This is a genomic window from Hoeflea sp. 108, assembly GCF_000372965.1.
In the GTDB taxonomy this organism is placed as follows: domain Bacteria; phylum Pseudomonadota; class Alphaproteobacteria; order Rhizobiales; family Rhizobiaceae; genus Aminobacter.
In genome coordinates this window covers 1-25,011 of the sequence record NZ_KB890025.1, presented here as the reverse complement: position 1 = coordinate 25,011, position 25,011 = coordinate 1, and the positions used below count along the sequence as shown (strand labels likewise).

The 25,011-nt window shown below is 63.7% G+C and carries 21 protein-coding genes; 2 read left to right on the top strand and 19 right to left on the bottom strand.

All coding sequences use genetic code 11. From position 1 onward, the window contains the following. Positions 1 to 34: 34 nt before the first annotated feature. The 8 genes from B015_RS0126135 to B015_RS0126100 form a co-directional block, all read right to left on the bottom strand. Positions 35 to 1,636, bottom strand: a complete 1,602-nt coding sequence (locus B015_RS0126135) for a TIGR04028 family ABC transporter substrate-binding protein (protein WP_018430714.1) — start codon at positions 1,634 to 1,636, stop codon at positions 35 to 37. A gap of 461 nt (positions 1,637 to 2,097) precedes the next feature. After that, complete coding sequence (locus B015_RS0126130) at positions 2,098 to 3,150, bottom strand: ABC transporter ATP-binding protein (RefSeq protein WP_018430713.1); 1,053 nt, start codon at positions 3,148 to 3,150, stop codon at positions 2,098 to 2,100. After that, positions 3,147 to 4,184 carry an oligopeptide/dipeptide ABC transporter ATP-binding protein gene (locus tag B015_RS0126125; RefSeq protein WP_157632936.1) on the bottom strand — a complete coding sequence of 346 codons (1,038 nt, stop codon included), beginning with the start codon at positions 4,182 to 4,184 and terminating at the stop codon, positions 3,147 to 3,149. Before B015_RS0126125 ends, B015_RS0126130 begins: the two co-directional genes overlap by 4 nt. A gap of 113 nt (positions 4,185 to 4,297) precedes the next feature. Continuing rightward, positions 4,298 to 5,185: an ABC transporter permease gene (locus B015_RS0126120; protein WP_018430711.1), complete on the bottom strand. Its 888-nt coding sequence runs from the start codon at positions 5,183 to 5,185 to the stop codon at positions 4,298 to 4,300. Between the two features lie 12 nt (positions 5,186 to 5,197). Then, on the bottom strand, positions 5,198 to 6,154 hold the full coding sequence (locus B015_RS0126115) for an ABC transporter permease (protein WP_018430710.1): 957 nt from the start codon (positions 6,152 to 6,154) through the stop codon (positions 5,198 to 5,200). Positions 6,155 to 6,196: 42 nt separating this feature from the next. Further along, positions 6,197 to 7,798: an ABC transporter substrate-binding protein gene (locus B015_RS0126110; RefSeq protein ID WP_018430709.1), complete on the bottom strand. Its 1,602-nt coding sequence runs from the start codon at positions 7,796 to 7,798 to the stop codon at positions 6,197 to 6,199. A 119-nt stretch (positions 7,799 to 7,917) separates the two neighbouring features. Then, entirely contained in the window at positions 7,918 to 8,781 is an 864-nt protein-coding gene (locus B015_RS0126105) for an amidohydrolase family protein (protein ID WP_018430708.1), read from the bottom strand. Continuing rightward, positions 8,768 to 10,633, bottom strand: coding sequence for an adenine deaminase C-terminal domain-containing protein (locus B015_RS0126100; protein ID WP_026227746.1), 1,866 nt, complete (start codon positions 10,631 to 10,633; stop codon positions 8,768 to 8,770). The genes B015_RS0126105 and B015_RS0126100 overlap by 14 nt, the downstream gene beginning before the upstream one ends. A gap of 199 nt (positions 10,634 to 10,832) precedes the next feature. On the opposite strand from B015_RS0126100, the gene B015_RS0126095 reads away from it, so the two are divergent. Beyond that, positions 10,833 to 12,221 carry an amidohydrolase family protein gene (locus B015_RS0126095; RefSeq protein WP_018430706.1) on the top strand — a complete coding sequence of 463 codons (1,389 nt, stop codon included), beginning with the start codon at positions 10,833 to 10,835 and terminating at the stop codon, positions 12,219 to 12,221. Positions 12,222 to 12,265: 44 nt separating this feature from the next. On the opposite strand, the gene B015_RS0126090 is transcribed toward B015_RS0126095, so the two are convergent. The 8 genes from B015_RS0126090 to B015_RS0126055 all read right to left on the bottom strand — a co-directional run bounded on the left by B015_RS0126090 (position 12,266) and on the right by B015_RS0126055 (position 20,615). After that, the gene (locus B015_RS0126090; RefSeq protein ID WP_018430705.1) at positions 12,266 to 12,994 is read right to left on the bottom strand and encodes a GntR family transcriptional regulator; all 729 of its coding nucleotides are present in this window, start codon (positions 12,992 to 12,994) and stop codon (positions 12,266 to 12,268) included. A gap of 387 nt (positions 12,995 to 13,381) precedes the next feature. Continuing rightward, a complete protein-coding gene (locus tag B015_RS0126085; protein WP_018430704.1) occupies positions 13,382 to 15,001 on the bottom strand; it encodes a dihydroxyacetone kinase subunit DhaK in 1,620 nt (539 codons plus the stop codon). Between the two features lie 13 nt (positions 15,002 to 15,014). Further along, positions 15,015 to 16,010, bottom strand: coding sequence for an ABC transporter ATP-binding protein (locus B015_RS0126080; protein ID WP_018430703.1), 996 nt, complete (start codon positions 16,008 to 16,010; stop codon positions 15,015 to 15,017). After that, positions 16,003 to 17,100, bottom strand: a complete 1,098-nt coding sequence (locus tag B015_RS0126075) for an ABC transporter ATP-binding protein (protein WP_018430702.1) — start codon at positions 17,098 to 17,100, stop codon at positions 16,003 to 16,005. Before B015_RS0126075 ends, B015_RS0126080 begins: the two co-directional genes overlap by 8 nt. A 4-nt stretch (positions 17,101 to 17,104) precedes the next feature. Beyond that, positions 17,105 to 17,293, bottom strand: a complete 189-nt coding sequence (locus tag B015_RS0126070) for a hypothetical protein (RefSeq protein ID WP_018430701.1) — start codon at positions 17,291 to 17,293, stop codon at positions 17,105 to 17,107. Further along, on the bottom strand, positions 17,290 to 18,231 hold the full coding sequence (locus B015_RS0126065) for a carbohydrate ABC transporter permease (RefSeq protein WP_018430700.1): 942 nt from the start codon (positions 18,229 to 18,231) through the stop codon (positions 17,290 to 17,292). Before B015_RS0126065 ends, B015_RS0126070 begins: the two co-directional genes overlap by 4 nt. After that, on the bottom strand, positions 18,228 to 19,175 hold the full coding sequence (locus tag B015_RS0126060; protein WP_018430699.1) for a sugar ABC transporter permease: 948 nt from the start codon (positions 19,173 to 19,175) through the stop codon (positions 18,228 to 18,230). Before B015_RS0126060 ends, B015_RS0126065 begins: the two co-directional genes overlap by 4 nt. 105 nt (positions 19,176 to 19,280) lie before the next feature. Next, complete coding sequence (locus B015_RS0126055) at positions 19,281 to 20,615, bottom strand: ABC transporter substrate-binding protein (RefSeq protein ID WP_026227745.1); 1,335 nt, start codon at positions 20,613 to 20,615, stop codon at positions 19,281 to 19,283. A gap of 270 nt (positions 20,616 to 20,885) precedes the next feature. On the opposite strand from B015_RS0126055, the gene B015_RS0126050 reads away from it, so the two are divergent. Next, a complete protein-coding gene (locus B015_RS0126050; RefSeq protein ID WP_018430697.1) occupies positions 20,886 to 21,917 on the top strand; it encodes a LacI family DNA-binding transcriptional regulator in 1,032 nt (343 codons plus the stop codon). A gap of 95 nt (positions 21,918 to 22,012) precedes the next feature. On the opposite strand, the gene B015_RS0126045 is transcribed toward B015_RS0126050, so the two are convergent. From B015_RS0126045 to B015_RS0126035, 3 genes are all read right to left on the bottom strand, one after another. Further along, the gene (locus B015_RS0126045; protein WP_040457317.1) at positions 22,013 to 23,011 is read right to left on the bottom strand and encodes a DUF4105 domain-containing protein; all 999 of its coding nucleotides are present in this window, start codon (positions 23,009 to 23,011) and stop codon (positions 22,013 to 22,015) included. A gap of 198 nt (positions 23,012 to 23,209) precedes the next feature. Beyond that, on the bottom strand, positions 23,210 to 24,607 hold the full coding sequence (locus B015_RS0126040) for an NAD(P)(+) transhydrogenase (Re/Si-specific) subunit beta (RefSeq protein ID WP_018429416.1): 1,398 nt from the start codon (positions 24,605 to 24,607) through the stop codon (positions 23,210 to 23,212). 1 nt (position 24,608) lies between these two features. Further along, positions 24,609 to 24,974: a proton-translocating transhydrogenase family protein gene (locus B015_RS0126035; RefSeq protein ID WP_245262427.1), complete on the bottom strand. Its 366-nt coding sequence runs from the start codon at positions 24,972 to 24,974 to the stop codon at positions 24,609 to 24,611. Between the last annotated feature and the right edge of the window lie 37 nt (positions 24,975 to 25,011).

The window sequence follows — 25,011 nt, the reverse complement described above, 5'->3', positions numbered from 1 at the left end:
TACAGTCCCGCCCGGAGACGGGACCGTCCTCGCCTTAATCGCGCGGCGACAGCCAGACGCGGTAGAATGACGGGCGACCAACCGCCTCGAAGGCGACGTCATGAACGTTGGGCGCTCCTGCGAAGGCCTGCGGCTCCTCGAAGATCGGAATGGCATAGGCCTGGTCGATCACGTAGGCCTGCACCTCTCCAGCAATCGCCAGCCGCTTGTCGCGGTTCGGCTCCGAGGCGAGCGCTTCGAGCAGGCCATTGAGTCTGTCGTCGACGAAGCTCTGCACCTTGTCGCTGACGCCGCCCTTCTGCTGCAGCACGTTGCGGTTTTTCGGATAATACTGGCTCTTGATGACATCGGGATCGGCGCGGCCGACCATTGCCGGGGCGACAGGCGTCTTCAGCGGATCGAGGTTGTCTGCCACAGCACTGCCGGAGTCGCCCGCCAGCACGCTGAGCTTGACGCCGACCTTGTTCCACTGCTGGGCGATCAGCTGCAGCGTCTCCTTGTTCTGCGGTTGCGGCAGCGACTCGTAGACGGTCAGCACCAGTTCCTTGCCGTCCTTGGCGCGCACGCCATTGGCGCCCAGCGTCCAGCCCGCCTCGTCAAGCAGCTTGCCGGCCAGGGCCGGATCGTAGGCGAGCTTTGCCGACTGGTCGACATAACCCTGGGCGGCCTTGGCGATGATCGAGGTCGCCTGCGGATAGTTGGCCGAAAACAGCGTCTCGACGATTTCCTTGGCGTTGGTAGCGTGCAGCAGTGCCTGTCGCACCTTGACGTCGGCCACCAGCTGATTGTCCGGTCGGAAGACGACCGAGTTGTTCACGCCGCGGGTGCCGGGTGCGTAGACCTTGTACTCCGCCGCCTCGACCTGCTTTTCGTCATAAGCCTGAACCTGGCGGATGAAATCTGCCTGGCCGGCGAGCAGCGCGCCGATGCGCACGCTGTCCTCTGGTGTGATCAGATACTTGATCTCGTCGAGCAGTGCCCGGCCCTGATGCTTCAACTTCGCCGGTCCCCAGGCATAGTCGTCGCGCGCCTTCAGAACGAGCTCTCGTCCAAGCGTTTCGCTGGCGACAACGAACGGCCCGGAACCGATAATCTTGGTCGCGTCGCCCAGCTGTTCGAACGGCAGTTCGAGCGTCTTGGGCGACACAAGGCCCGAGCCGATCACCGAAGTGCCCTGCAGGAAGCCGGGCGACGGCGCCTTGAAGTGGAACGTCACCGTCAGCGGATCGATCACGTCGCTGCGGTCGTAGTTGTTGATGACCTCCGAGACCGGTAGTTTCAGCTCCTTGTTGCCCTTGCCGAACGTGTCGAAATTCTTGGCGACGGCGGCAGCGTCGAGCGGAGTGCCGTCGGAGAAGGTCACGCCTGGACGCAGCTTGAAGGTGTATTCGGTGGCAGTGTCGTTGACCGTCCAGGATTCGGCGACCCACGGCTCGATTTCGAGAGTCTCGGGGTTCTGATAGGTCAGCTTGTCGGTGATCTGGTTGAGCACTCCGCCATTGGGATAAAAGCCACCCGCCGGCGGGTAGAGATTGGTGTGCGCCTGCTGCTCCAGATAGACCAGCGTGCCGCCCCTGATGGGCGTCTCCGACTGCGCGAACGCCTGGGCCGAGAAGCCCAGCACCGTCGCGGCCATCAACGCCCCGAGAGCGAGTTTGAGTGTCGAGCGTCGTGTATGTGACATAGCCATCCCCTTGATAACGACCGGAAATCGACGCTCCTTGGGAGGATCGGGATCGCACCGGTCTGCCTGTTTGCTGTCAAAAGGATAGGCGTGCTGACTGCCTGGGTGACAGGAACTGAGTTCCATCGTCGCCGCCGGAGGAGGATTAATTCTACTTAACTGATAGACTTTATGGAATTCCTTAGGTGGCTTCCTGCGTGCGACCTATGCGGCGCAAAACAGCCATCCTAGGCCAACCCTGCCGCGGCGCACCTTTGGTGCAACAGCTGGCCAAAAGCGCTGGTGGACTGGCGTTGCGTTCCCAGCCAATCCACCAGCGGCGCCGGATCATGGGAACATGCGGTGGGGAAGCAAACCGCAAATGATCTCGGCGCGACCCGCGGCGCTAGAGCCGCGGGGGAGAGGTCGAACGTCTAGCCGGCGTGAACCACTGGTGCCGACGATGACGTTGTCAAAGCCGGTCGCGTGGACAGTTCCGCTGCCCGGAAGCACCTGGTTTCGCGTCCCGGCGCGAGCGAGAGCGGCGGTGGGCTGTCCTTGGTGCAGATGGCATCGACGGCAAAGCGGCAGCGCGGCGCAAAGCTGCAGCCGTCAGCGAGCCTGCTCATGTCGGGCGGCGTGCCTGGGATGGCGTCGATGTCGGTGTCGCGATCCTGGCCATGCACTGTCGAGGCCAGCATGCCCATCGTATAGGGATGCGATGGCCGCATCAGAACGTCGCGCACGCTGCCATATTCGACGATGCGCCCGGCATACATCACCGCTACCTTGTCGGCGATCTGGGCAGCGACGCCCAGGTCGTGGGTGACGAAGATCACACCCATCCCGAGTTCCTGCTGCAGCTTGCGCAGCAGCAACAGCACCTGGATCTGCACTGTGGCATCAAGTGCGGTCGTCGGCTCGTCGGCAAGCAACAGCTTCGGTCGGCATGACAGCGCGACCGCGATCATGGCGCGCTGGCGCAGGCCGCCCGACAGCTCATGCGGATAGGCCCTCAACCGTCGCTCGGCATTCGGCACCTTGACAAACTGCAGCAGCTCCAGCGCCTTGGCCATTGCCTCGGCGTGGCTGCAATGCTGGTGGCGGACGATTGTTTCGGCGATCTGGTCGCCGATCGTGTAGGTCGGATCGAGCGCCGTCATCGGCTCCTGGAACACCATCGAGATGGTCGAGCCCCTGATGTCGCTCAGTTTTCGGTCGCTGACCGCCATGATGTCGTGTTCGGCAACGCGGATGCTACCGGAGACGCGGGTGATGCGCGGCGAGAACAACCGCATCAGCGCACGCATGGTCACCGACTTGCCTGAGCCGGATTCGCCGATGATGCACAGCACCTCGCCCGGCATCACGTCGAACGACACGCCGTTGACGGCATGCACCGTGCGGTCGCGCGTCTCGAACCTGACATTGAGATCCCGCACCTCGACCAGCGGCCGGGCGCTCTGTTCAGTTGCGGGCGCGGTCATCGTATCGCCTCCCCTGCAAGCGCGTCGTGGGCCGCGGTCCCTGCTCTTGTGTGACCCGATTGCGGGTCGGCCATGTGACAGGCGGCGACATGCGAACCTCGGTTGGCCCAGGCACCGAGCGCCGGCGCCTTGCTTTCGCAAATGCCTTCGGCGAACTGGCAGCGGCTGCGGAAGCGGCAGCCCGGCGCCGGATTGATCGGATTGGGCGGATCGCCGGTCAATGGCGGCGTGACGATCTTGTCGTCGGGGTCCATCGCCAGCCGCGACCTCAGCAGCGCCGCCGTATAGGGATGCTTCGGCCCGTTGTAGATCTGGTCCACGGGCCCCATTTCCACGACCTGGCCGAGATACATCACCATGACGCGGTCGGAGATGTACTGGACCACGTTGAGGTCGTGCGAGATGAACAGGTAGGTCAGGTCGAACTCGCGCTTGAGCTGGCGCAGAAGGTTCAGCACCTGTGCTTCGACCGACTTGTCCAATGCCGACACCGCCTCGTCGAGGATCAGCATCTTGGGGTCCAGCGCCAGCGCACGCGCAATGTTGACGCGCTGCTTCTGTCCGCCTGACAGCTCGTGCGGGTAACGCGGCCCGAACAGTTCCGGGCGCAGGCCGACCTTGCCGAGCAGGCTGCGTGCCGCCTCGCGCGCCTTGTCGCCGCTCATGCCGTGGACGCGTGGTCCATAGGCGACCGAGGCCTCGACCGGCAGGCGCGGGTTGAGCGAGGAATAGCTGTCCTGAAACACCATCTGCAGATTACGCCGGAGTTCGCGCAGCGGCAGGCCGTCCTTGTCGCCGACGGTGCGGCCGCCGAAGGCGATCTCGCCGCTATCCGGCGGCATCAGGTACATCAGGAGCCTGGCCAGGGTCGACTTGCCGCAGCCGGACTCGCCGACGACGCCGAGGGTCTCACCCTTGAAGACGGTGAATGAGATGTCGTCGACGGCGTGCACATTGCCGATCTCGCGGTTGAGCAGCCCACCCTTGACCGGGAAGTACTTCTTCAGGTTCTTGACCACCAGCATGGCCGGCATCGCGGCCGATCCGCCGCGCAGCGTCTTGCTGCCGCCCGTTTCGGGCGTGGCCGGGGCGTCGAAAAGTGCTGTGGCAGGAATTGCCAATTGTCCGTCCATTTTCGCCTCCGATCTCACTGCCTGACGTCCATTGCCTGCCGCAAGCCGTCGCTGACCATGTTGAAAGACAGCGAGGTGATGAAGATCGCGACACCAGGCAAGGCGCACAGGTACGGGTCGATGTAGATTGCCTGGCGCAGGGCCGAGAGCATCAGGCCCCAGTCGGGCGTAGGTGGCTCAACGCCGAGGCCGAGGAACGACAGGCCGGCGGCCAAAAGCACCGAGACCGAAATCAGGCTTGAGGCGTAGATGAACACCGGCCCGAGCACGTTTCCGAGGATGTGGTGCACGATGACCGAGCCCATGCCGGCGCCACTGGCGCGGGCCGCTTCGACGAAGTCGAGGCTGCGCACCTGGGCAGTGGCCGTTTCCGAAATGCGGCACAGCGGCGGGATGAACACCAGGGTGAGCGCCAGCAGGCCATTGAGCATGCCGCCGCCCATCATGCCGGAAACGGCAACCGCCAGAAGCACCGAGGGAAAGGCGTAGAAGACGTCCATCACCCGCATGATCACAGTGTTGATGAAGCCGCCGGCATACCCCGCGACCACGCCGAGGAAACCTCCGATGACCGTCGCCAGCATGACCGGCACCAGTCCCATCGCCAGCGACACGCGGCCGCCATACAGCAGGCGGGCGAGCATGTCGCGGCCGAGTTCATCGGTGCCGAGCAGATGACCTGAAGTGCCGATCGGCTTCAGACGGGCGATCATTTGCGGCTTGTTCGGGTCGACCGAAGTCAGCCACGGCGCAAAGATCGCCGACAGCACGACCAGGAGGATGACGCCGGCGAAGAACAGCGTCACATGGTCGTAGCTCAGCCGGTGGCCCACGCTTTGCCAGTAGCTCCGAACCTTGGGGGCGGTGGAACGCGAAGCAGCGTCGAAAGTAGCGTCTGTCATGATGTCCTCCCGTCAGCCGCGCTTGATGCGTGGATCGACAGCCGTCTGGATGAGGTCGACGCACAGGTTGGTGATGACGAAACAGATGGCGAGCACCAGCACCACGCCTTGCACCACAGGCACGTCGCGGGTCAGGATCGCCTTGCCGAGCAGGAAGCCGGTGCCCGGCCAGTTGAAGATGGTCTCGACGAGGATCGAGCCGCCGACGAGATAGCCGAACTGCAGCCCCATCACCGCAAGCACTTGCGGCAATGCGTTCCGGATGGTGTGGCGGGCAACCGCCCACTCGCCCAGCCCCTTGGCGCGCAGCGCCTGGACGAAATCCTGCGACAGCACGTCGGCGACCGCCGAGCGCGTGTTGCGCATGATGACGCCGAGCGGCACCAGCGACATGGTGGCGATGGGCAGGATGGCGTATTTCAGCTGCTCCCATTCGAAGATGCTGAAGTTTTCCGAGCCGCCGCTGCCCATGCCCATGGCCGGCAGCAGGTTGAACTCGACCGCGAAGATGATCACCAGCACGACGCCGAACCAGTAGTTCGGCACGCTGACGCCGGCGATCGACAGGCCGGTGACCGTCCGGTCGACCCATGTGCCGAGATGATATGCAGCGATGGTGCCGAGCACGAAGGCAATGGAGAAAGCGACCGCCACCGCGCCGAAGGACACGAGAACCGTGTTCATCAACGCATGCGAAATCTCGGTCAGCACCGGCCGGCCGCTCTGGATCGAGTTGCCAAGGTCTCCGCTCACGACACGCATCAGCCAGTCGAAATATTGCACCGGCAGCGGACGGTCGAAACCGTAGACGCCGCGCAGATACTCGATGTCGGCCTGTGACGCGTCGGGCGGCAAAAGCGAGCCGAGCGGGTCGCCAGGGGCCAGGAAAACCAACCCGAAGCAAATGATCGATACGCCGAGGGCGATGGGGACGGCATAGAGAATCCGCCGCAATGCATAAAGCCACATGGTCCTGTCTCCTGTTCGTCCTCGGCGCCTTTCTCCTTGTGCTTAGGGTTCGACGACGATCGGCGTCAGGTCCTGGAACCAGCTCTGCGCCTGGACGAAACCCTTGACCTTGGGCGACATGGCACGCGGGTTGAGGTCATGGGCGATGTAGACCATCGGCGCCTGGGCGACCGTCAGCTCGTGAATCTTGGTGACCATCGCGTCGCGCTGCGGCTCGTCAAAGGTCTCCATCGCCTTGGCGCCCAGAGCGTCGATCTCGTCGGTCGAGAACCAGCCCCAGTTCGGGCCGTTGGGCGCAAAGCGGTTCTTCATGACAAAACCGAGAATGCCGTTATAGGGCTCCATCGGCGCACGGCTGACATTGATGGCGTCGATATCGGGAAACGCTTCTCGGCCCTTCAGGCTGATGTCGTGCAATGCGCTCCAGTCCATGACGTTGAAGTTGACCTTGAAGCCGACTGCCTCCAGCTGCGACTTGACCAGTTCGTTCATCGCCAAAGGCTGCATCTGGCCCGAACCGGCGGTCGACATCGCCACATTGATCTCGCAGGGGAAACACTTCGCTTCCTTGAGCAGCGCCGTCGCCTTCTCCGGATCGAAATCGTATTTCACCGGGTGGCCGAAATAGCGCGAGCTTGGCGGCAGCATGGCATAACCGGGCTCGCCCGTGCCGTTGAGCAGAGCCGCCACATCCTCTCGGTTGACCGCGTAGTTGGCCGCCTGCCGAACCTTGATGTCGTTGAACGGCGGATCGATCATGTTGACCTGGTAGGTCCAGTTGTGCGGGTAGGTGTTGGTGACGATGGTCATCCCCGCCGACTGCAGCCTGGGAATCGTGTCGGGCGACGGCGCCTCGATGAAATCGACCTGGCCGGACAGAAGAGCGGCCGTGCGCGTCGTCGCTTCCGGCATCGGCACCAGCACCAGGCGGTCATGCTTGGGGATGCGGTCCTTGTCCCAGTAGTTCTCGTTCCTCACCAGTTCGAGGCGCTCATGCGGAACGACTTTGTCGAACTTGTAGGGCCCGGTCCCCGCCGGCGCCTTCGCATAAGCGGCGTAGTCCCAGTTCGCCTTTTCGAGCGCCTTTTTCGAGATCATGAGGAAGTTGGTCAGGCTGAACGGCGTGAACGAATCCGGCGCCTTGGTGAACAACGCCACCTGATTTGCGCCGAGCGGCTCGACATGGTCGATGTTGCTGGCGCGGGTGCGCATACGGGCAAACTGCGCCGGGTCGAAGCCCTGGGTCGTCTTGTCGGTCAGGCGGGCAAAATTCCAGGCGACCACCTCGGGTGTCAGGTCGGAGCCGTCATGGAATTTCACGCCTTCGCGCAGGGTGATGATCCAGCGCTTGTGATTGGCGGGATCAACCTCCCATTTGGTCGCCAGCCCCGGGCGCAGCGCCGGTTCCCTGTCGGACTTGGAGAGATCCCAGTTGATCAGCCCGTCATGCAGATTGAAACCGACGAAACGGTAGCCCTCGTAGCCCTGATCAGGTTGGCCGGTCCAGGCCGGGATGTCGCCAAGCGTCATGGCGACGCGCAGCACCGTCTCCGCCGAAGCGGCTCCTGGCGACAGCATCGTCGAAGCGAGCGCGACGGCAGCGCCCCATCTGATCAGGTTCCGTCCGAACGTGTGTTTGGTCATGTCAGAGTTCCCTTTGTTATTGTCGACGCGTCGAAGGTTCGGTCCTCCCTGGACCGCTCCTTCCGGGCCGCCGCGCCGTTGGCGGCCATTCTAGCACCGGACATCAGGTCCGGCTCGGTTCAGCCTTGGGCGCCCTCCTCCAGCCGACCATCGCGGGCGACGATGCAACCGTCGAGGATGACGACCGAAGGCACCGCCTGGGCGATGTCGTCCACGATCAGGAGGTCGGCCAGGCGTCCCGGCGCCACGGAGCCGACATCATGTTCGATGCCGTGCTGTACGGCGGCGTTGAAGCCCGTCATCTGCACGGCGTGATGAAGCGGAATGCCGGCCTGAAGGGCAGCACCCATGACAGGCCGCACGGCAATGGAACCGTCATTCGCCTCGCCGTGGCGAAGCATCAGCCGCGCGGTCTCCAGGCCGGCAGCAGCCACAGTGCGCAGCAAGGCAAGGCGCTTGACTGGATCGGATCCGACTTCAAGAACCACCGACATTCCCGCAGCAACCGCATCGACGGCGGCTCCGGCTGTGGAGCAGACCCGCTGCTGATGGACAAGGCGAGCGCGGCCAACACCGTCCAACCAGCCAGGTCCTTCGGCGGTCAGATGCCAGCTCCTCACATCAGCCCGTCCGGACCTTAGCTCGATTGCGCTTGCCTCGGCCGCGACAATGGATGTCACGCCCATCGGTAGCAGGGCCGCAGCGAGCCGTTCGGCATCCGGCGACACATCCGCAAGGGGCTCGACGTAACCGGGCAGGACATAGCGCCCTGTGCAATCGATGACGTGCCTGGCGTCACCATCATAGCCTGTGCGAATCGCAACGATGCGCGAACCTGATATGGCGATTGAGGCCGTGTAGGTCTCTTCCGACCAGACATTGATCAGATTGCAATTGGCAAGCAGCAGATCCGCCGGCTGCTGGGCCAAGGAAACGCGAACGCCTGCCAGCGCTGTTTCGACGGAAGCGTCAGTGGCCAGCATCGTGAGCTCCTTCCACGACGACGGTGGTGCCGACGCCGATACGCGAATTGATCAGCCCCTTGTCGGTCAGGCCGAGGTCGGGAAGCGTGGTGTGGATGGTCGAGACCAGCGTCTTGAACGGGTCGGTAAGCGTGCAGCCCAGCTCAGCCGCCGCTGCCTGCGCCGTGTCGATGCTGGAAAGCAGCACCTCGTAGGGTTCCTCCGACATGATGCCGCCGACGCGCAGCGGCGCTTCGGCCAGCACCTTGCCATCGGCAACGGCGATGAAGCCGCCCTGGATCTCGCCCATGCGCTGGATGGCATGCCAGATGTCGTCGTCGGTAGCGCCGACCACAACGACATTGTTGAACGGCACCGATATCGAGGTCGCCAGCGCGCCGCGCTTCAGCCCAAAACCCTTGACGAAGCCGGTGCCAATCTTGCCGTGCAGGCCATAACGCTCGACGACCGCAATCTTCAGGATGTCGTTGGCCGGGTCGGGCTGGATGCCTTCGCCCGTAACAGGGAGCCTGTGAACGAAACCGCGATTGAAGGAGTCGCCGTCGACCACTTCGAAGACACGCGCCTGCACCGACGTCGCATCTTCAGGCGCTTCGCATTTGAGCGACGCACGCTTGACCTTGTCCAGCTTGATCGAGTTGCGGTAGCCCTCGGGAAAGTTCGGCTTCGGAATGTCGACGAGCAGCTCGCCACGGCGGGCCACGACCTTGCCGCCAACGATGACATATTCCGGCGGGAATGCATCGGGCGCGGTCATCAGAAGGATGTCGGCGAAGCGGCCGGGCGCGATCGAGCCGACCTGGTCCGTCACTCGGAAATGCTCGGCCGGATTGAGCGACACCATCCTGTAGGCGTCGAGCGGCGAGACCCCCGCCTCCAGCGCAATGCGCACCAGGTAGTCGATATAGCCGTAGCCCTTGGTCACCATGTCGATCGAGGTGTTGTTGTCGATGCACATGCAGACCTGGCGGAACGACAGCCCCTTGCGCAGCATCTCGTCGAGCAGCGGCCGCAACTGGCCGCGCCGGCCGGTGCATTCGACAAAAAACAGCTTCAGCCCGCGCCGCAACCTGGGCAGGATGTCCTCGCCCCGGCCAATACAGTGGTCGTCCTGGATGCCGCTCGCGACATACCCGTCGAAGGCAGCTTCGTCGCCGCGGCGGATCTCGCCGCCATGGCCGCTGACCCGGAAGCCAGCTTCGCGGCAGGTCTGGATGACACGCATGTAGTCGAAATCTTCGAGCGCGATCCGCGACCACACCGTTTCGCCGATGCTCATGCAGCCATCGTTGAGCAGTTCGGCAATGTCGGCCGAATTCATCTCGACCGCCGCCGTGCCAAGCGACGCATCGAACGGACAGTAGGAAGGTGCCGCCACATAGCCTCGCAGTGGCAGCCCCTCGAAAGAGCGGCGCAGCACGTCGACTGCCTCGACGCCGCCGGTATGGGCATTGTTGGTGGTGTCGACGAACACGGTCGTGGTGCCGAGCGGCAGGAGCACCCGCGCCAGTTCACCCGGCCAAAGGAACGTCGTGTCGACATGCATGTGCGCGTCGATCATGCCGGGCATAGCCCACAGGCCCTGGCAGTCGATCACCTCGGCGCCGGCATGGCTGTCGCGCCTTGATATCGAGACGATGCGCTCGCCTGAAATGGTGATGTCGGTCTCCTCAGTCACGCCTGAATAGACGTTAAGCAGCCGGCAGCCCTTCAGGATCAGCGTCGCCTCCCCTGTCGTCGCCGGCGCTGAGTCATGCAGCGGCGTTACGGGGCCAACCGGTGCGTCTTCAAGCGTCATCCTAGTGTTCCTCCTGATGTCGGGCAGCTGCTTGGCCACCGACCTTTTCATCATCGTGGCACCTCTCCAAAAATGTTGCAACATAATTTTGATATTTTTGTTACAATCACTTTTGAAGATCATTCACAAAGATAGCATTGCAGTTTGTTCAAAATTTTGGCGGTATGCGCGCAACGCAGGCAGACGGCTGGTCCGCTGCCCGGCCTCGCGGCACAGCCGCAGCGTCAGGATCAACAATGGAAGGAGCGATGAGATGATTACGCAGACATCAGGCCCGGCAACGGTCGACCTGGTGGTCAAGGGATGCGACCTGATCACCATGAATGACACCGACACGGTCATCCGCGATGCGGCACTTGCCGTGGACAAGGGCCGCATCGTCTGGACCGGCAAGGCCTCCGAAGCCTCGGGGCTCTACCGGGCGGACCGGACCATCGATGCCAGCGGCCAGATCGCGATGCCCGGCATGGTCGACGCGCACTTCCACACCGCCCAGCACCTTTTGCGCGGCAAGCTGTCGGAGATCACCCGCACGCGCGCGCCGAAGATGCCGGTGTGGAAGCACTATTATCTGCCGTTCGAGGCGATGCTCGAACCGGAGGACGTGCATCTGTCGGCGCTCGCCGCCTACACCAACATGCTGCGCGTCGGCACCACCTGCTTCGCCGAGGCCGGCGGCCCGCATCCCGACGAGATGGGTCGCGCCGCCGACGAGGTCGGCATCCGAGGCTTCATCGCACAATCGACTTGCGACACCGGCATGGGCGTGCCTGACGCGCTGATGATGAAGACCCAGCAGGCCTATGACCGCAATGTCGAGCTAGTGCAGCGCTGGTCGAAGCACGAGCGCGTCAAGGCATTCCTTTCGCTGCGCCAGATCGTCGTCTGCACGCCAGAGCTGGTGAAGGGCATCGGCCAGGCGGCCAAGGATCTTAACGTCAAGGTCCACACCCATCTCTGCGAAGGCATCTACGAGATCGACTTCGCATTGGAGCGCTACGGCAAACGGCCGACGGAGTATCTGGAAGAGCTGGGTGTGCTGTCGCACCACTTTCACGGCGCACACTCGATCTTCCTGTCACCGGAGGAAGTGGACCTGTATGCGAGGCACAAGGTGTCGGCCTGCCATTGCGGCCTGCACAACTACTCCGTCGGCCAGCCACGCGTCGCCGAGATGTGGCGCCGTGGCATCGACATCGGCCTCGGCACCGACGGCGCGGCCTCCTCAGGCACGCTCGACGTGTTCCAGGTTGCGCATGCCGCACGCATCGGCCAGCAATTGGTCGCGGGCACGCCCTGGCACATGCGCACCGCGATCTCGAGCGACGAGCTGCTCAAGATCGCGACCCATGGCGGCGCGCGGGCGCTGGGCGTCGGCCATGAGCTCGGCCGGCTGGAAAGCGGCTTCAAGGCCGACTTCATCCTTGTCGACGCCTCCGACATCGACCAGCAGCCGATCTACGATCCGCTGTTCACCGCGTCGACGACCACTGTCGGTCGTGACGTCCGCACTGTCGTCGTCGACGGCAAGGTGGTGATGAAGGATCGCGAGATCCTCACCGTCGATGTCGAGACGATCAAGGCACGGCTCGCCAGAAGGCGGCCGGAGATCATGGACAGGTTTGAAAAGCTGGTCGCCTAAGGCACCAATACAGCGATGGAGACGGGCCGTCCTTCGGGGCGGCCCTACTTCGTTTTGGCGGAGCGCGTCGCGTAGCGTGAAAGAATCTCGCCCAACCCCGGCTCCTCGGCCGGTTCGCCATCGAGGCTGACCCGCTCCAGGATATGTTCGAGGTGATGCACCATGGCGTCGGACGCCGCCGCGGCATCGCGCTTGCGCAGGGTTTCCAGAATGGCGTCGTGCTCGTCGATGCCGCATTCCGACGACGAACTGCGCCCATAAAGCGCCATCACCAGCGCGCTGCGCGTGATCAGCTTGCCCAATGTCGCTTCCAGCACACGATTGCCCACCATCTCGGCCGCAAGCTGATGGAAGCGCTCGGCATAGCTGCGCGATTCAGCGTCGCGGCCGGCGCGGTAGGCATCGCGATGGTCGGCAACCTGCCTTTGCAGGGTCTCCAGCTGCGCCGGCGTGATCTGCCTGGCCAGTCTTGCAGCCACCTCGCGCTCCAGCACGATGCGCAGATCGAAGATCTCGCGCGCCTCCTCAACCGTCGGCGACGACACATAGGCGCCGCGGTTCTTGTGGATCTCGACCAGCGCCTCGCCATGCAGGCGGTTGAGCACCGCGCGCACCACCATGCGGTTGACGCCGAAAGAATTGGCGATCGTCTCTTCCGACAGCTTCATCGCCGGCTTGAGATCGCGCGACAAGATCGCCTCGACCAAACCGGCATAGACGTCATCGGTGCTGAGCTCGGCAGTTTCGGGTTCGACAACTTCGTGCTTGGACATCCTGCTTCCTGCTGAACGAGGCGACGCAAGCGCCCTATCCTGAAGCAATCAGCTATATCTCAGGACAACCGTTCTGCACAATCGCCCAGCGCAACGGCGCCCAATCCGCATGATCTTTTGTTACATAGCATCCTTGGGAACCTGCTCGCCGTGTCGTTCCGACCGTCAGCAGGACGGCAAGTCCGCAAAGTCCGAACCGAATAGACGAACGCCACCGAGCGTTTCCAACGACATCAGCTTCTCTCACTTCGACAGCGAAGACGAAATCCTGTTGCCGCTCGGTGCACATGCTGCCGATGGCGATAGCCTTTCTCTCCGCCTCGCAGATGAAGAGGAAGGCTCCGCTATCGGAGCACAAAACAGCAGCCAGATTGATGACGCGGGCCGTCAGTTCGCCAGATGCTCGAACAGCCTCGCCACGGCCTCGGCACCCGGATCGACGTGGCCTTCGAGTTGCTTGGCATTGATGTAGGCGGCACGGCCGGCCTTGGCGCGGGTGAGCGTCGCCGTGAAATTGGCGCCCTTGCGGGCCGCTGCGGCTGCGGCGGCCAGGCTCTCATCGAGGGCCACGAGCGCAGGGGAAAGGGCATCGACCATTGTCCGGTCGCCGACGCTTGCTCCACCGATTTCCTGCATGCGCGCCAACCCCGCTCGAAGCGCCTCGCGCATTGGCAGGCCACTCGAAGCGCCGTCACCGGCGGCGGCGAAGAAGATGGCGAGCAGGACGCCGGATGAGCCACCCATGGTCTGGCTCAGTTCCTGGCCGATGGCGCGCAGGAGCTGCGTGTGATCGGAGAGCGGCAGCCGGTCGATGGCGCTGATCAGTGCCCGGGCCGCCCCCGCCAGCGTCGACCCCGTGTCGCCGTCGCCAGACTTGGCATCGAGCGCGTTGAGGTCCTGCTCGGCCGCGATCAGCACGTTGCAGCAGTTGATCAGGAAGGCGCGCGTCGCCGCATGGTTGGACGGCATCGGCGTGATCGGCGTCAGGCCGTCGGGCATCGGCGCGACCACGAGCGGCTTGACCAGCGAGACACCCGGCCAGGCGGGAATGGCGACGGACGCCTCGAGCAGTGCCAGTTCTGCCGCATCGGCCGGGAAGACCGAGATCGAGAAGCCCTGCATGTCGAGCGAGGTCATCAGCGGCGACGGGCCGATGGCATGGGTGATCCTGCCGCCAATGGACGACTGCAACAGGTCGTGGGCGAGCACCGACATTTCGAGCACGGAGGTGCCGCCGAGATTGTTGACGAGCACGACATGCGGGCCTTCGCCCATCACGGCTGCCAGCCGCTCGACCATGGTGGCGACCGAAGCGCGGGCGCCGGCGAAGTCGATCTGCTCGACGCCGACTTCGCCATGGATGCCCAAGCCGAGCTCGGCCTTGCCGAGCGGAATGCGATCCTCCTTGGGCGAGCCCGGCACGCTGCAGGTGTCGAGCGACATACCGATCGATCGGGTGCCGGCGATGACGTGTTTCGCCGCCGCTGTCACCGTTTCCAGGTCGGCGCCGCGTTCGGCAAGCGCCCCCGCAATCTTGTGTACGAACAGCGTGCCGGCGACGCCGCGGGCCTGCGGCAGGTCGGGCAAGGCGATGTCGTCGCCGACGATCACCATCGAGACGTTGAGGCCGAAGGCGCGGGCGCGTTCGGCAGCGAGGCCGAAATTCAGCCGGTCGCCGGTGTAGTTCTTGACCACCAGCAGACAACCGGCCGGCCCTGTTACCGCCAGTATGCCGGCGAGCACGGCATCGACACTGGGCGAGGCAAAGACGTCGCCGCAAACCGCCGCCGTCAGCATGCCCTTGCCGACGAAGCCGACATGGGCCGGCTCATGACCGGAGCCCCCGCCCGAGACAATCGCCACCTTGGACCTGTCCCAGTCGCTGCGCAGTACGACGCGGATATGCGGATAGCCGTCGAGGCGGGTCAGCGCGCCGCCCGACAGTGCCAGCACCCCGTCGATGGCCTCGGTGACGACGTCCTCGCGCCGGTTGATGAATTGCGCCATGGATTGTTGCTCCTCAAGCTAAACGCATGCCTGCCGCATCGAAATAGAGCGGCCGCGACGGTTGGATCCGGATGGTTTCACCGCCCTTCAGCGGCGTGTGGGCGTCGGTGACGGTGACGAGGTCGTGCCGCCTCAGCGTCAGATGCAGGCGTGTCTGGTCGCCGAGATGCTCGACGCGCTTGACCAGCGCCTCCTGTCCATCGCCCTGCACGATGTGCTCCGGGCGCAGGCCAATGCTTTTGGCGCCCGATGGCGCGCCGGCAAAGAGATCGGCAGGCAGCACGTTGATGCGCGGCTGGCCGAGCCGGGTCGCAGCATAGACGCTGACCGGTTGCTCGTAGACCTCGCGCGGCGAGCCGAACTGCACCAGCCTGCCCTCGTTCAGCACGCCGACATGGGTCGCCATGGTCATCGCCTCGATCTGGTCGTGGGTGACGTAGAGCAGCGTCGCCCCCAGCTTTGCCTGGATGCGCTTCAGCTCGATGCGCAGGTCGGCACGCAGCTTGGCGTCGAGCGAACTTAGCGGCTCGTCCATGAGGAATATCTGCGGATTGCGCACCAATGCCCGGCCGATGGAGACGCGCTGCATCTCGCCGCCCGACAGCGCAGTCGCCTTGTTGTCGAGCTTGTGGGCGATCTGCAGGACCTCGGCAACCTCCTTCACGGTTCGGTCGATCAGGTCGCGCGGCGTGTTGAGCAGCGGCGATTTCAGCGGGAACTCGAGGTTTTGCCGCACTGTCAGATGCGGATAGAGCGAGTATTGCTGGAACACCATTGCGACATTGCGCTCGGCCGGCGACAGCCCCTTCATCGGCCGGCCGACGATGTGCACTTCGCCGCTGTCGGGTACGTCGAGGCCTGAGACCATGCGCAAGGTCGTCGTCTTGCCGGCGCCCGTCGGGCCGAGCAGCACGACGAAAGAACCGTCGGGGATCGTCAGCGACACATTGTCGAGCGCGACGGTGCCGCCAAAGGCCTTGGTCACATTTTCGAGGACGACTTCAGCCATGTCCCAGCACTCCGTCATTGGCGTCCGACCGCAGCGCCTTGCCGGTTTCGGCGTCGAACAGCGACAATGTCCTTGCGTCGAACGCGAGCCCGACCAGCTCGCCCTCGCGAACCGGCTGGTCCGAGGCAATGCGCGCCTTGAGATCGCCGTGGCTCGACCGCAGCGTCACGATCTGGGTGGTGCCGAGATATTCGGCCGCGGTGACCCGCCCCCGGTAAGCCGACTCGGTCACGAAGCGCACATGTTCGGGCCGCACGCCGAGCGTCAGCTTGCCGGCCCTGCCCTCGCGTGCCGCCGGCACCTCGATCCTCGCCTCGCCGAACTCGACCGACGTGCCGCCGATGCCGATCATGCCTTCGAAGTCGAGGAAGTTCATGGATGGCGAGCCGATGAACTGGGCGACGAACTTGGTCGCCGGCCAGTCGTAGATCTGCTGCGGCTTGCCGAACTGCTCGACGACACCGTGGTTCATGACGACGATCTTGTCGCCCATCTGCATGGCCTCGAGCTGGTCATGCGTGACATAGACTGTCGTTGCACCCATGCGGTCGTGCAGCGCGCGCAGCTCTTCGGCCATATGCTCGCGGAACTCGGCATCGAGCGCGCCGAGCGGCTCGTCCATGAAAAAGGCCTTTGGGCGGCGCACGATGGCTCGGCCGAGCGCGACGCGCTGACGGTCCCCGCCCGACAGACCACCCACCGGCCGGTCGAGGATGTTCTCGATCTTGAGGATGCGGGCGACCTCCTCGACACGCGTCTTGACCTCCTCGAGTTTCATCCGCTGGCTGACCAGCGGATAGGAGATGTTCTTGCGCACGTTCATGTGCGGGTAGAGCGCAAACATCTGGAAGACGAAGGCGATGTCGCGCTTGCTGGCCGGCTTCATGCCGACCTCCTCGCCATCGATGAAGATTTCGCCCGAGGTCGGCAGCTCGAGCCCCGCCATCATCCTGAGCGTCGTCGTCTTGCCGCAGCCGGAGGGGCCGAGCAACATGAAGAACTCGCCGTCCTCGATGGTGAAGGTCGAGGAGCGCACAGCGGTGAAAGTGCCGAACTCCTTGCGCACATTCTGGATTCTGATCTGCGCCACGGGCCTACTCCGGGAAATGGCTGACGATGATGAACATCACCGTGCCCAGCAGGGTTACGAGGAAGGACCAGGAATAGAGGACCAAAGCGAAAGGCTGCATGAGCATGAATACGCCGGCGGCGATCAGCACCGAGGCCAGCATCTCCCAGGCGCCGCGCCGGAAATGAAGCAATCCGTCGAGAAACCCTGTCATTTGCGTACCGCCCCAAAGGTGATGCCGCGCAACAGATGCTTGCGCAGGAGAATGGTGAAGACCATGACCGGCACCAGGAACAGCGTTGCGCCCGCGGCGACCGCCGGCCAGTCCTGGCCGCTGACGCCGATGATGGTCGGAATGAAGGGCGGCGCGGTCTGGGCGTTGCCGGAGGTCAGCAGCACGGCAAAGGCATACTCGTTCCAGGCAAAGATCAGGCAGAAGATTGCGGTCGAGGCGATGCCCGTCGCCGCCTGCGGCAGCACGACCTTGTAGAAGGCCTGGAAGCGCGTGTAGCCGTCGATCAGCGCCGCCTCCTCGTATTCGATCGGGATCTCGTCGATGAAGCCCTTGAGCAGCCACACCGACAGCGACAGGTTCACCGCCGTGTAGAGCAAGATCATGCCGGCATGGGTGTCGCTGAGCCCGAGCGAGCGGAACATCAGGAAGATCGGGATGGCGACCGCGATCGGCGGCATCATCCGTGTCGACAGGATGAAGAACAAAAGATCATCCTTCAGCGGTACCTTGAAGCGCGAGAAGGCATAGGCCGCCGCAGTTCCCAGCACGATGCAGAGCACCGTCGAGCCGAAACCGATGATGACCGAATTGGTGAAGCGTTCGGCAAAGCGCGACGGCCCCGAGATGACGAGCCCGTCCTTGCGCACCAGCTTGTCGTACCAGGTCTGGGGCTCGCCGACCGCCTGCAACTGTTCTTCGGTCAGCCGGGTGCGGGTGGTGAAGACGTTGACGTAGCCTTCGACCGTCGGCGTGAACAAGGTTTTTGGCGGGTAGGCGATGGCATCCGACGGCGACTTGAAGCTGGTGCCGATGATCCAGACCAGCGGCAGGATCGTGATCAGCGCATAGAGGACGACAAGCACTCCGGCGAACCACTTCTGCCGGCGCGACGGCTCGGTGATGGAATAGCTGCTCATCGCTGTTTCACCTTGTTCAGGGCTTTGACATAGATCGAGGCCAGGCCGAAGACGGTCACGAACAGGATGACGGCGTAGGCCGAGGCATAGCCGGTGCGCCACTTCTCGAAGGCTTCGCGCTTGAGGTTGATCGAGGTGAGCTCGGTGATCGAACCCGGGCCGCCGCCGGTGAGTTGGACGACGAGGTCGAACATCTTGAAGTTCTCGATGCCGCGGAACAGCACGGCGAGCATCAGGAACGGCAGCACCAGCGGGATGGTGATGGTCCAGAACTGCCGCCATTTGCTGGCGCGATCGCATTCGGCGGCTTCATAGATGCTGTCGGGAATGGAGCGCAGCCCGGCCAGGCAGATCAGCATGACGAAGGGCGTCCACATCCAGGTGTCGACGATGACGATCGCCCAGGGCGCCAGCGCCACATCGCCGATCATCGAGAAGCTGGAGGGATCGGCGCCCGTCAGGAAGCCTATGGCATAATTGAACAGGCCGATCTGCGGCTGGTAGAGAAAGGTCCAGAAATTGCCGACCACCGCCGGGCTCAGCATCATCGGCAGCACGATGATCGTCGTCCAGAGATCGTTGCCGCGGAACTTCTTGTTGATCAGATAGGCGAGCGAAAAGCCGATCAGGACCTGGAGCACGATGGTCCAGATCAGGAAATGCGCCGTCGCCTGCATGGTCAGCCAGATGTCCTTGTCGGACAGGATGCTGATGTAGTTCTTCAGGCCGACGAACTCGACCTCGGCATTGGGGCGGTTGACGCGGAAGTTGGTGAAGCTCAGCCGGATCGTCCAGATCAGCGGAAAGATGTTGACCGCGAGCAGGAGCACGATTGAGGGAGCGACGAAGAGCCAGGCGAGCGAACGGTCAGACAGGCCCCGAAAACGCTTGGCAATGGCGTGCGGCGTCGCTTCGGCGACGCGATCCACCGGTGAATGCAGCATTGATAGTCCCCTGATTATCAACTGTGCGGCGACGGAGCCGGCAAGCGCCGGCTCCGCACCGTAGCATGGCCCGCTGGGAGGATGCGGGACAGGGCTTTGCAGCGATCAGTACTTGCCTTCGTCGTCGAAGATCTGCGTCCAATCCTTGGCGAGACCGTCGAGCGCATCCTGGGCGGAACCCTGGCCGGCAACGACATAATCATGGAAGCGTTTCTGCGTTGCCTGCAGCAGCGAGGCATAGGCAGGCTCGGCCCAGAAATCCTTCACGATCGCCATGGAGTCGAGGAAGGTCTGGGCATAGGGCTGGCTGGTGGCGAAGCCCGGATCCTCGACGACCTTGCGCAGGGCCGAATAGCCGCCCATCTGCCACCATTTCTGCTGGATCTCGGGCTGGGCGAACCACTTGATGTAGGCGAGCGCGTCGTCCTTCTTCTCCGACGCAGAGACCACTGAGATACCCTGCCCTCCGAGTTGGGCAAACGCCACCCCGTCCGGACCCGCCGGGTTGGGGAAATAGCCCGACTTGTCGCCGCCGACATTGGCGTCGGCATTGATGCCCGGCCAGGTGAAGGCAAAATTCATGTGCAGCGCGACTTGGCCCGACTTGTAGGCGTCGATGTCCTCGGACATGTAGGCGTCGGAATGGCCGGGAGGCGTGCAGCAGTCATAGAGCTGCTTGTAGAATTCCAGCCCCTGCACGGCCTTGGCCGAATTGACGAAACCGTCGAGCTCGTAAGGCTTGTCGGGGTTCTCGTACTGGAAACCGAAGCTGTAGAGCACGTCCATCGCGCCCATGGTGATGCCTTCGGAGCCGCGCTCGGTGTAGATCGCCGCACCATAGACCGTCTTGCCGTCGATCTCGCGCTTCTGGAAAAACTCGGCGATGTCCTTGAGCTCGGCGAAGGTTTTCGGCACCGCGAGGTCGCGGCCGTATTTCTGCTTGAACTCGGCCTGCAGCTCGGGCCGCGCGAACCAGTCCTTGCGATAGCTCCAGCCGACGACGTCGCCGAAGGCCGGCAGCGCCCAGTAATTGGGCGAATTCTTTGGCCATTCTGCATAACCGACCACCGTCGCCGGGATGAAGTCGTCCATCTTGATTCCTTCCTTGTCGAAGAAATCATTGAGCTTCACATACTGGCCGTTCTCCGCCGCGCCACCGATCCACTGGCTGTCGCCGATCATCAGGTCGCACAGCTTTCCACCCGAATTCAGCTCGTTGAGCATGCGGTCGGCGAAGTTCGGCCACGGCACGAACTCGAACTTCATCTTGACGCCGCTCTTGGCCTCGAAATCCTTGCTAAGCTCAACCAACGCGTTGGCCGGATCCCAGGCTGCCCAGCAGAGCGTCAGGTCCTTTGCGCTGGCTTGGCTTGTACCTGCCACGCCGGCAGCCAAAACGGCGCCGAACGCGGCCAATGATCTAACATGGCGAAATGTCATGGCTGGGACCTCCCTCCCATTCTTCCGACCTCCATCGGAAGGCTGAAAACGCCCTTTACGGGCACCTGACGCGGAATGATCTTCCCGGCGGGCCAGTCTCCTCCGCGCCGCCTGTGTGGCCCGCTCAATCCTCCTGGCGACCACGATGAGAGTCATAATTGAGGTGCGCACCTCAACGCAAGCGATTTTTGAGGTACGCACCTCAAAACTTGCTTTTCATCTGCTTTTGTTGGAGAAATCCGGTTCGAAGCTGGAAATGAGATCAAAAGCGTGCGGCCAACCACAAAAGACCTGGCAGAAGCCGCGGGCGTCAGCCTCGCGACCGTCGACCGCGTCCTCAACGAACGGCCGAATGTCAGCCCGAAGGCAGCAAGGAGCGTGGCCGAGGCCATCGAGCGCATCGGCTTCATGCGCAATCCCGCCGCCGTAGCGCTGGCCCGCAACAAGACCTACCGCTTCCGCTTCGTCCTGCCGACCTCGGGTGACCAGTATCTTGCCGAGCTCATCGCCCGGGTCACCGAGGCCAAGGAGGCACTGCGCGCCGACTCGACCGATGTCGAGGCCGTGCAGATCGCCATGAGCGACCCGCACCATGTCGCGAAATACTTGACGGCCATAGACCACGACATTGTCGATGGCGTCGCCGTCATGGCGCCCGAGTCACCACAAGTGCGTGACGCGATGCTCAGGCTGGTCGAGCGCGGCGTTCGGGTGGTGCAGTTCCTGTCGGGCCAGGAGCGGCTTGAGAGCGCCGACTATGTCGGCGTCGACAACTTTGCCGCGGGCGCCACCGCCGGCAAGATCGCCGGCCGCTTCCTCTGCGAACGGCCGGGCAAGATCATGGTCGTCGCCGAGACCATGATGGCGCTCGACAGCATCCAGCGCCGCCTCGGTTTCGACAGCATCATCAACGCCCAGTTCCCGCATCTCGAGACCCTGCCGTCGCTGGAAACCTATGCTGACGAAAAGCGTGCCGACCTGATCATCCGTCGCACTCTGGAACACAACCCGGATACCGTCGCCGTCTATGTGCTGAGTTCCGAGGCCCGCGTGCCGCTGACAGCCGTGTGGAACACACAAGGCGCCCGGGCGCTTACCGTCGTCGCCCACGAGCGCACTCCGTTCAGCGAGCAGGCGCTGATGGACGAGCGCATCGACGCCGTCATCGCCCAGGACCCGGGCCATGCCGTCCGCAGCGCGCTGCGTATCCTGCGCGCCCGCTCCGACCACCGCGAACCCCTTGCCTCCCAGGAACGCATCCGCATCGAGGTCCTGCTCAAGGAGAATCTGCAGTTCGAGTGAGATGGCGAAAGGTCATGGGGGCAAATGCGGCGACAGGAAGGCCTTGGCTCCTACCTGCACATGATCTCATTTGATGGCCTTCACCCAGAAGCAGGCTAAGGCTGCGGCACCCTTTCACGGATGTCTCGCGAAAAATCATCGGTCAGGCCGACCGCCAGCGCCCGCTGGGCGATATGGGAGCGGCTGCGCAGCTCCTGCATCGACAGGCTGCCGTCGAGCGCACCACGTGCATAGGCATATTCCGGCAGGTAGCCGTTGACGATCAGCCGCCAGTCGAAAGGACTGACGTCGCCGACGGCGCGCATCATCTTGAAGATTACGGTGGTGCAGTTTGTGGTGATCGAATTGTAGAAGCGCGGCGTCTCGGCCAATGCGTTGGCATCGGCGACATAGCCGAGCAGCAGCGCCCGGGCGTCGCTTGGCTTGACGTTCAGCCGGTAGAGCTGGACATCCTCGCCACGGACATTCGAACGGACACCGACGACGTCGCGTTCGTCTGCGGCGACGATGACCAGCGGGTTGGCCTTGAACAGGTCGGCGATCGGCGAGAACTGGCCGCCATTCTGCCGGCGCACCTCGACCGACCAGGCGAGCTGCTCGCCACCCTCGAAACCGAAGCTCATGATGACATGCGCCATCTCGGGGCCGGCCCAGTAGGACATGAACAGGTCAAGCGTCTTGAGCTTACTCAGGTCGTAGCTGCGGGTCGTCCAGCGTTCGGTAAAGTCGGTGTTGCTGCGCCAGTCAAAGTCGCGGACGTTGGTCAGGGTCAGCACGTCGCCGTCGCGCGCGCCGGTGACCTGGCGGGCCACGTCGGGTGCGAATTCGGCATGGTTGGACGGGACGATGGTGTTCCACCACACCAGCACCGCGGCGAAACCGATGACGAACAGCGCCAGCGCGTGGACGCGCCAAACGGTGAAAAGCCCGATGGCTGCCGCAAGGCCGAGCAGGACGAAAAGGCAGGCAACGAGCGCCTTGGCAAGGTCAGGCGCAGGCAGCCGATACCAAAGCGCCAGCGCCGCCCAGGCGGTCGAAAGCACGATGGCGACGACAAGGACGATGGCCGAAACGATCAAGCCCACACTGCGCAATGCCAACTCCACGTGGATCCAGTTCTTTGCCCGGTACCGGGATCGCAGATCGATCGCCCGGCGGCAAGTGCCGGTTGGCGGGTGAGAGGTATGGCGCGACACGACGCGCCCTGCAGCACGATCGCAAAAGCAAAAAGCCCGGCGTTTTGCCGGGCTTTTCGTTGTCGGTGATGTCGATGGGCTGGCTGAGCTTTTGGCTCAGTGGTCCATGGCCTTGACGATCTCTTCGGTCATCTTCTTGGCGTCGCCGAGCAGCATCATGGTGCCGTCCTTGTAGAACAGCGTGTTGTCGATGCCGGCATAACCCGAGCCTAGGCTGCGCTTGACGAACAGGCAGGTGCGGGCCTTGTCGACGTCGAGGATCGGCATGCCGTAGATCGGCGAGCTCTTGTCGTCGCGCGCCGAGGGGTTGGTGACGTCGTTGGCGCCGATGACATAAGCGACGTCAGCCTGGGCGAACTCCGAGTTGATGTCTTCGAGTTCGAAGACCTCGTCGTAAGGCACGTTGGCTTCGGCCAGCAGCACGTTCATGTGCCCGGGCATGCGGCCTGCCACCGGGTGGATGGCGTATTTGACCTCAACGCCATTGGCCTTGAGCTTGTCGGCCATCTCGCGCAGCGCATGCTGGGCCTGGGCCACCGCCATGCCGTAGCCCGGCACGATGATGACCTTCTGGGCGTTCATCATCAGATAGGCCGCATCGTCGGCAGCGCCCGTCTTGACCGTGCGCTGGATGCCGTCGTCGGTTGCAGCCGCCGTCTCGCCGCCGAAGCCGCCGAGAATGACGGAGATGAACGAGCGGTTCATGCCCTTGCACATGATGTAGCTGAGGATCGCACCCGAGGAGCCGACCAGCGCGCCGGTGATGATCAGCGCCAGGTTGCCGAGCGTGAAGCCAAGTGCTGCTGCCGCCCAACCCGAATAGGAGTTGAGCATCGAGACGACCACCGGCATGTCGGCGCCGCCGATCGGGATGATCAACAGCACGCCGAGCGCCAGCGACAGGGCGACGATCAGCCAGAAGATGGTCGTCGACTGGGTGGTGACCAGAAGCACGATCAGCACGACCAGGCCGATGCCGAGTGCGGCGTTGATCAGATGGCGGGCCGGCAGCATGATCGGCTTGCCCGACATGCGGCCGTCGAGCTTGAGGAAGGCGATGACCGAGCCGGTAAAGGTGATGGCGCCGATGGCGACACCGAGGCTCATCTCGACCAGGGCCTGGCCATGGATGGCGCCGACCGAGCCGATGCCGAAGCTTTCGGGCGCATAGATCGCGGCAGCCGCGACCATCACGGCGGCCAGACCGACGAGGCTGTGGAAGGCAGCGACCAGCTGCGGCATCGAGGTCATGGCGATGCGGCGTGCGGTCAGCGCACCGACGCCGCCGCCGATGACCAGGCCAAGCACGATCAGGCCGAGGCCGGTCGCCGACGGCTTGGCCAGCGCCAGCGTGGTGGCGATGGCGATGGCCATGCCGATCATGCCGTAGGTGTTGCCCTTGCGGCTGGTGGTCGGATGCGACAGGCCGCGCAGCGCCAGGATGAACAGGATGCCGGAGACCAGGTAGAGGAAGGAAGCGAGGTTCACGTTCACGTCACTTGTCCTTCTTCTTGTACATGGCCAGCATGCGCTGGGTGACGAGGAAGCCGCCGAAGATGTTGACCGAGGCCAGCACCAAGGCGACGAAGCCGAAGCCGGTGGCAAGGCCGGAAGCGGCGATGCCGACGGCAAGCAGCGCGCCGACCACGATGACCGACGAGATGGCGTTGGTGACGGCCATCAAAGGCGTGTGCAGTGCCGGGGTCACCGACCACACGACGTAGTAGCCGACGAAGATCGCCAGAACGAAGATGGCGAAGCGGAACACGAACGGGTCGATCGCCCCGCCCGAAGCGGCATGGGCGACATTGCCCGCGGCTTCGACGGCGGCTTGCGAATTGGCCAGATCCTGGACGCCCAGACGCACGGCGGCAACCGCCTGGTCGAGCTGGTCGAGG

Coding starts and splice junctions, on each gene's coding strand:
- B015_RS0126135 (WP_018430714.1), bottom strand. CDS start 1,636: ATGGCCGCGACGGTGCTGGGCTTCTCGGCCCAGGCGTTCGCGCAGTCG.
- B015_RS0126130 (WP_018430713.1), bottom strand. CDS start 3,150: ATGACCGCGCCCGCAACTGAACAGAGCGCCCGGCCGCTGGTCGAGGTG.
- B015_RS0126125 (WP_157632936.1), bottom strand. CDS start 4,184: ATGCCGGCCATGCTGGTGGTCAAGAACCTGAAGAAGTACTTCCCGGTC.
- B015_RS0126120 (WP_018430711.1), bottom strand. CDS start 5,185: ATGACAGACGCTACTTTCGACGCTGCTTCGCGTTCCACCGCCCCCAAG.
- B015_RS0126115 (WP_018430710.1), bottom strand. CDS start 6,154: ATGTGGCTTTATGCATTGCGGCGGATTCTCTATGCCGTCCCCATCGCC.
- B015_RS0126110 (WP_018430709.1), bottom strand. CDS start 7,798: ATGACCAAACACACGTTCGGACGGAACCTGATCAGATGGGGCGCTGCC.
- B015_RS0126105 (WP_018430708.1), bottom strand. CDS start 8,781: ATGCTGGCCACTGACGCTTCCGTCGAAACAGCGCTGGCAGGCGTTCGC.
- B015_RS0126100 (WP_026227746.1), bottom strand. CDS start 10,633: ATGATGAAAAGGTCGGTGGCCAAGCAGCTGCCCGACATCAGGAGGAAC.
- B015_RS0126095 (WP_018430706.1), top strand. CDS start 10,833: ATGATTACGCAGACATCAGGCCCGGCAACGGTCGACCTGGTGGTCAAG.
- B015_RS0126090 (WP_018430705.1), bottom strand. CDS start 12,994: ATGTCCAAGCACGAAGTTGTCGAACCCGAAACTGCCGAGCTCAGCACC.
- B015_RS0126085 (WP_018430704.1), bottom strand. CDS start 15,001: ATGGCGCAATTCATCAACCGGCGCGAGGACGTCGTCACCGAGGCCATC.
- B015_RS0126080 (WP_018430703.1), bottom strand. CDS start 16,010: ATGGCTGAAGTCGTCCTCGAAAATGTGACCAAGGCCTTTGGCGGCACC.
- B015_RS0126070 (WP_018430701.1), bottom strand. CDS start 17,293: ATGACAGGGTTTCTCGACGGATTGCTTCATTTCCGGCGCGGCGCCTGG.
- B015_RS0126065 (WP_018430700.1), bottom strand. CDS start 18,231: ATGAGCAGCTATTCCATCACCGAGCCGTCGCGCCGGCAGAAGTGGTTC.
- B015_RS0126060 (WP_018430699.1), bottom strand. CDS start 19,175: ATGCTGCATTCACCGGTGGATCGCGTCGCCGAAGCGACGCCGCACGCC.
- B015_RS0126055 (WP_026227745.1), bottom strand. CDS start 20,615: ATGACATTTCGCCATGTTAGATCATTGGCCGCGTTCGGCGCCGTTTTG.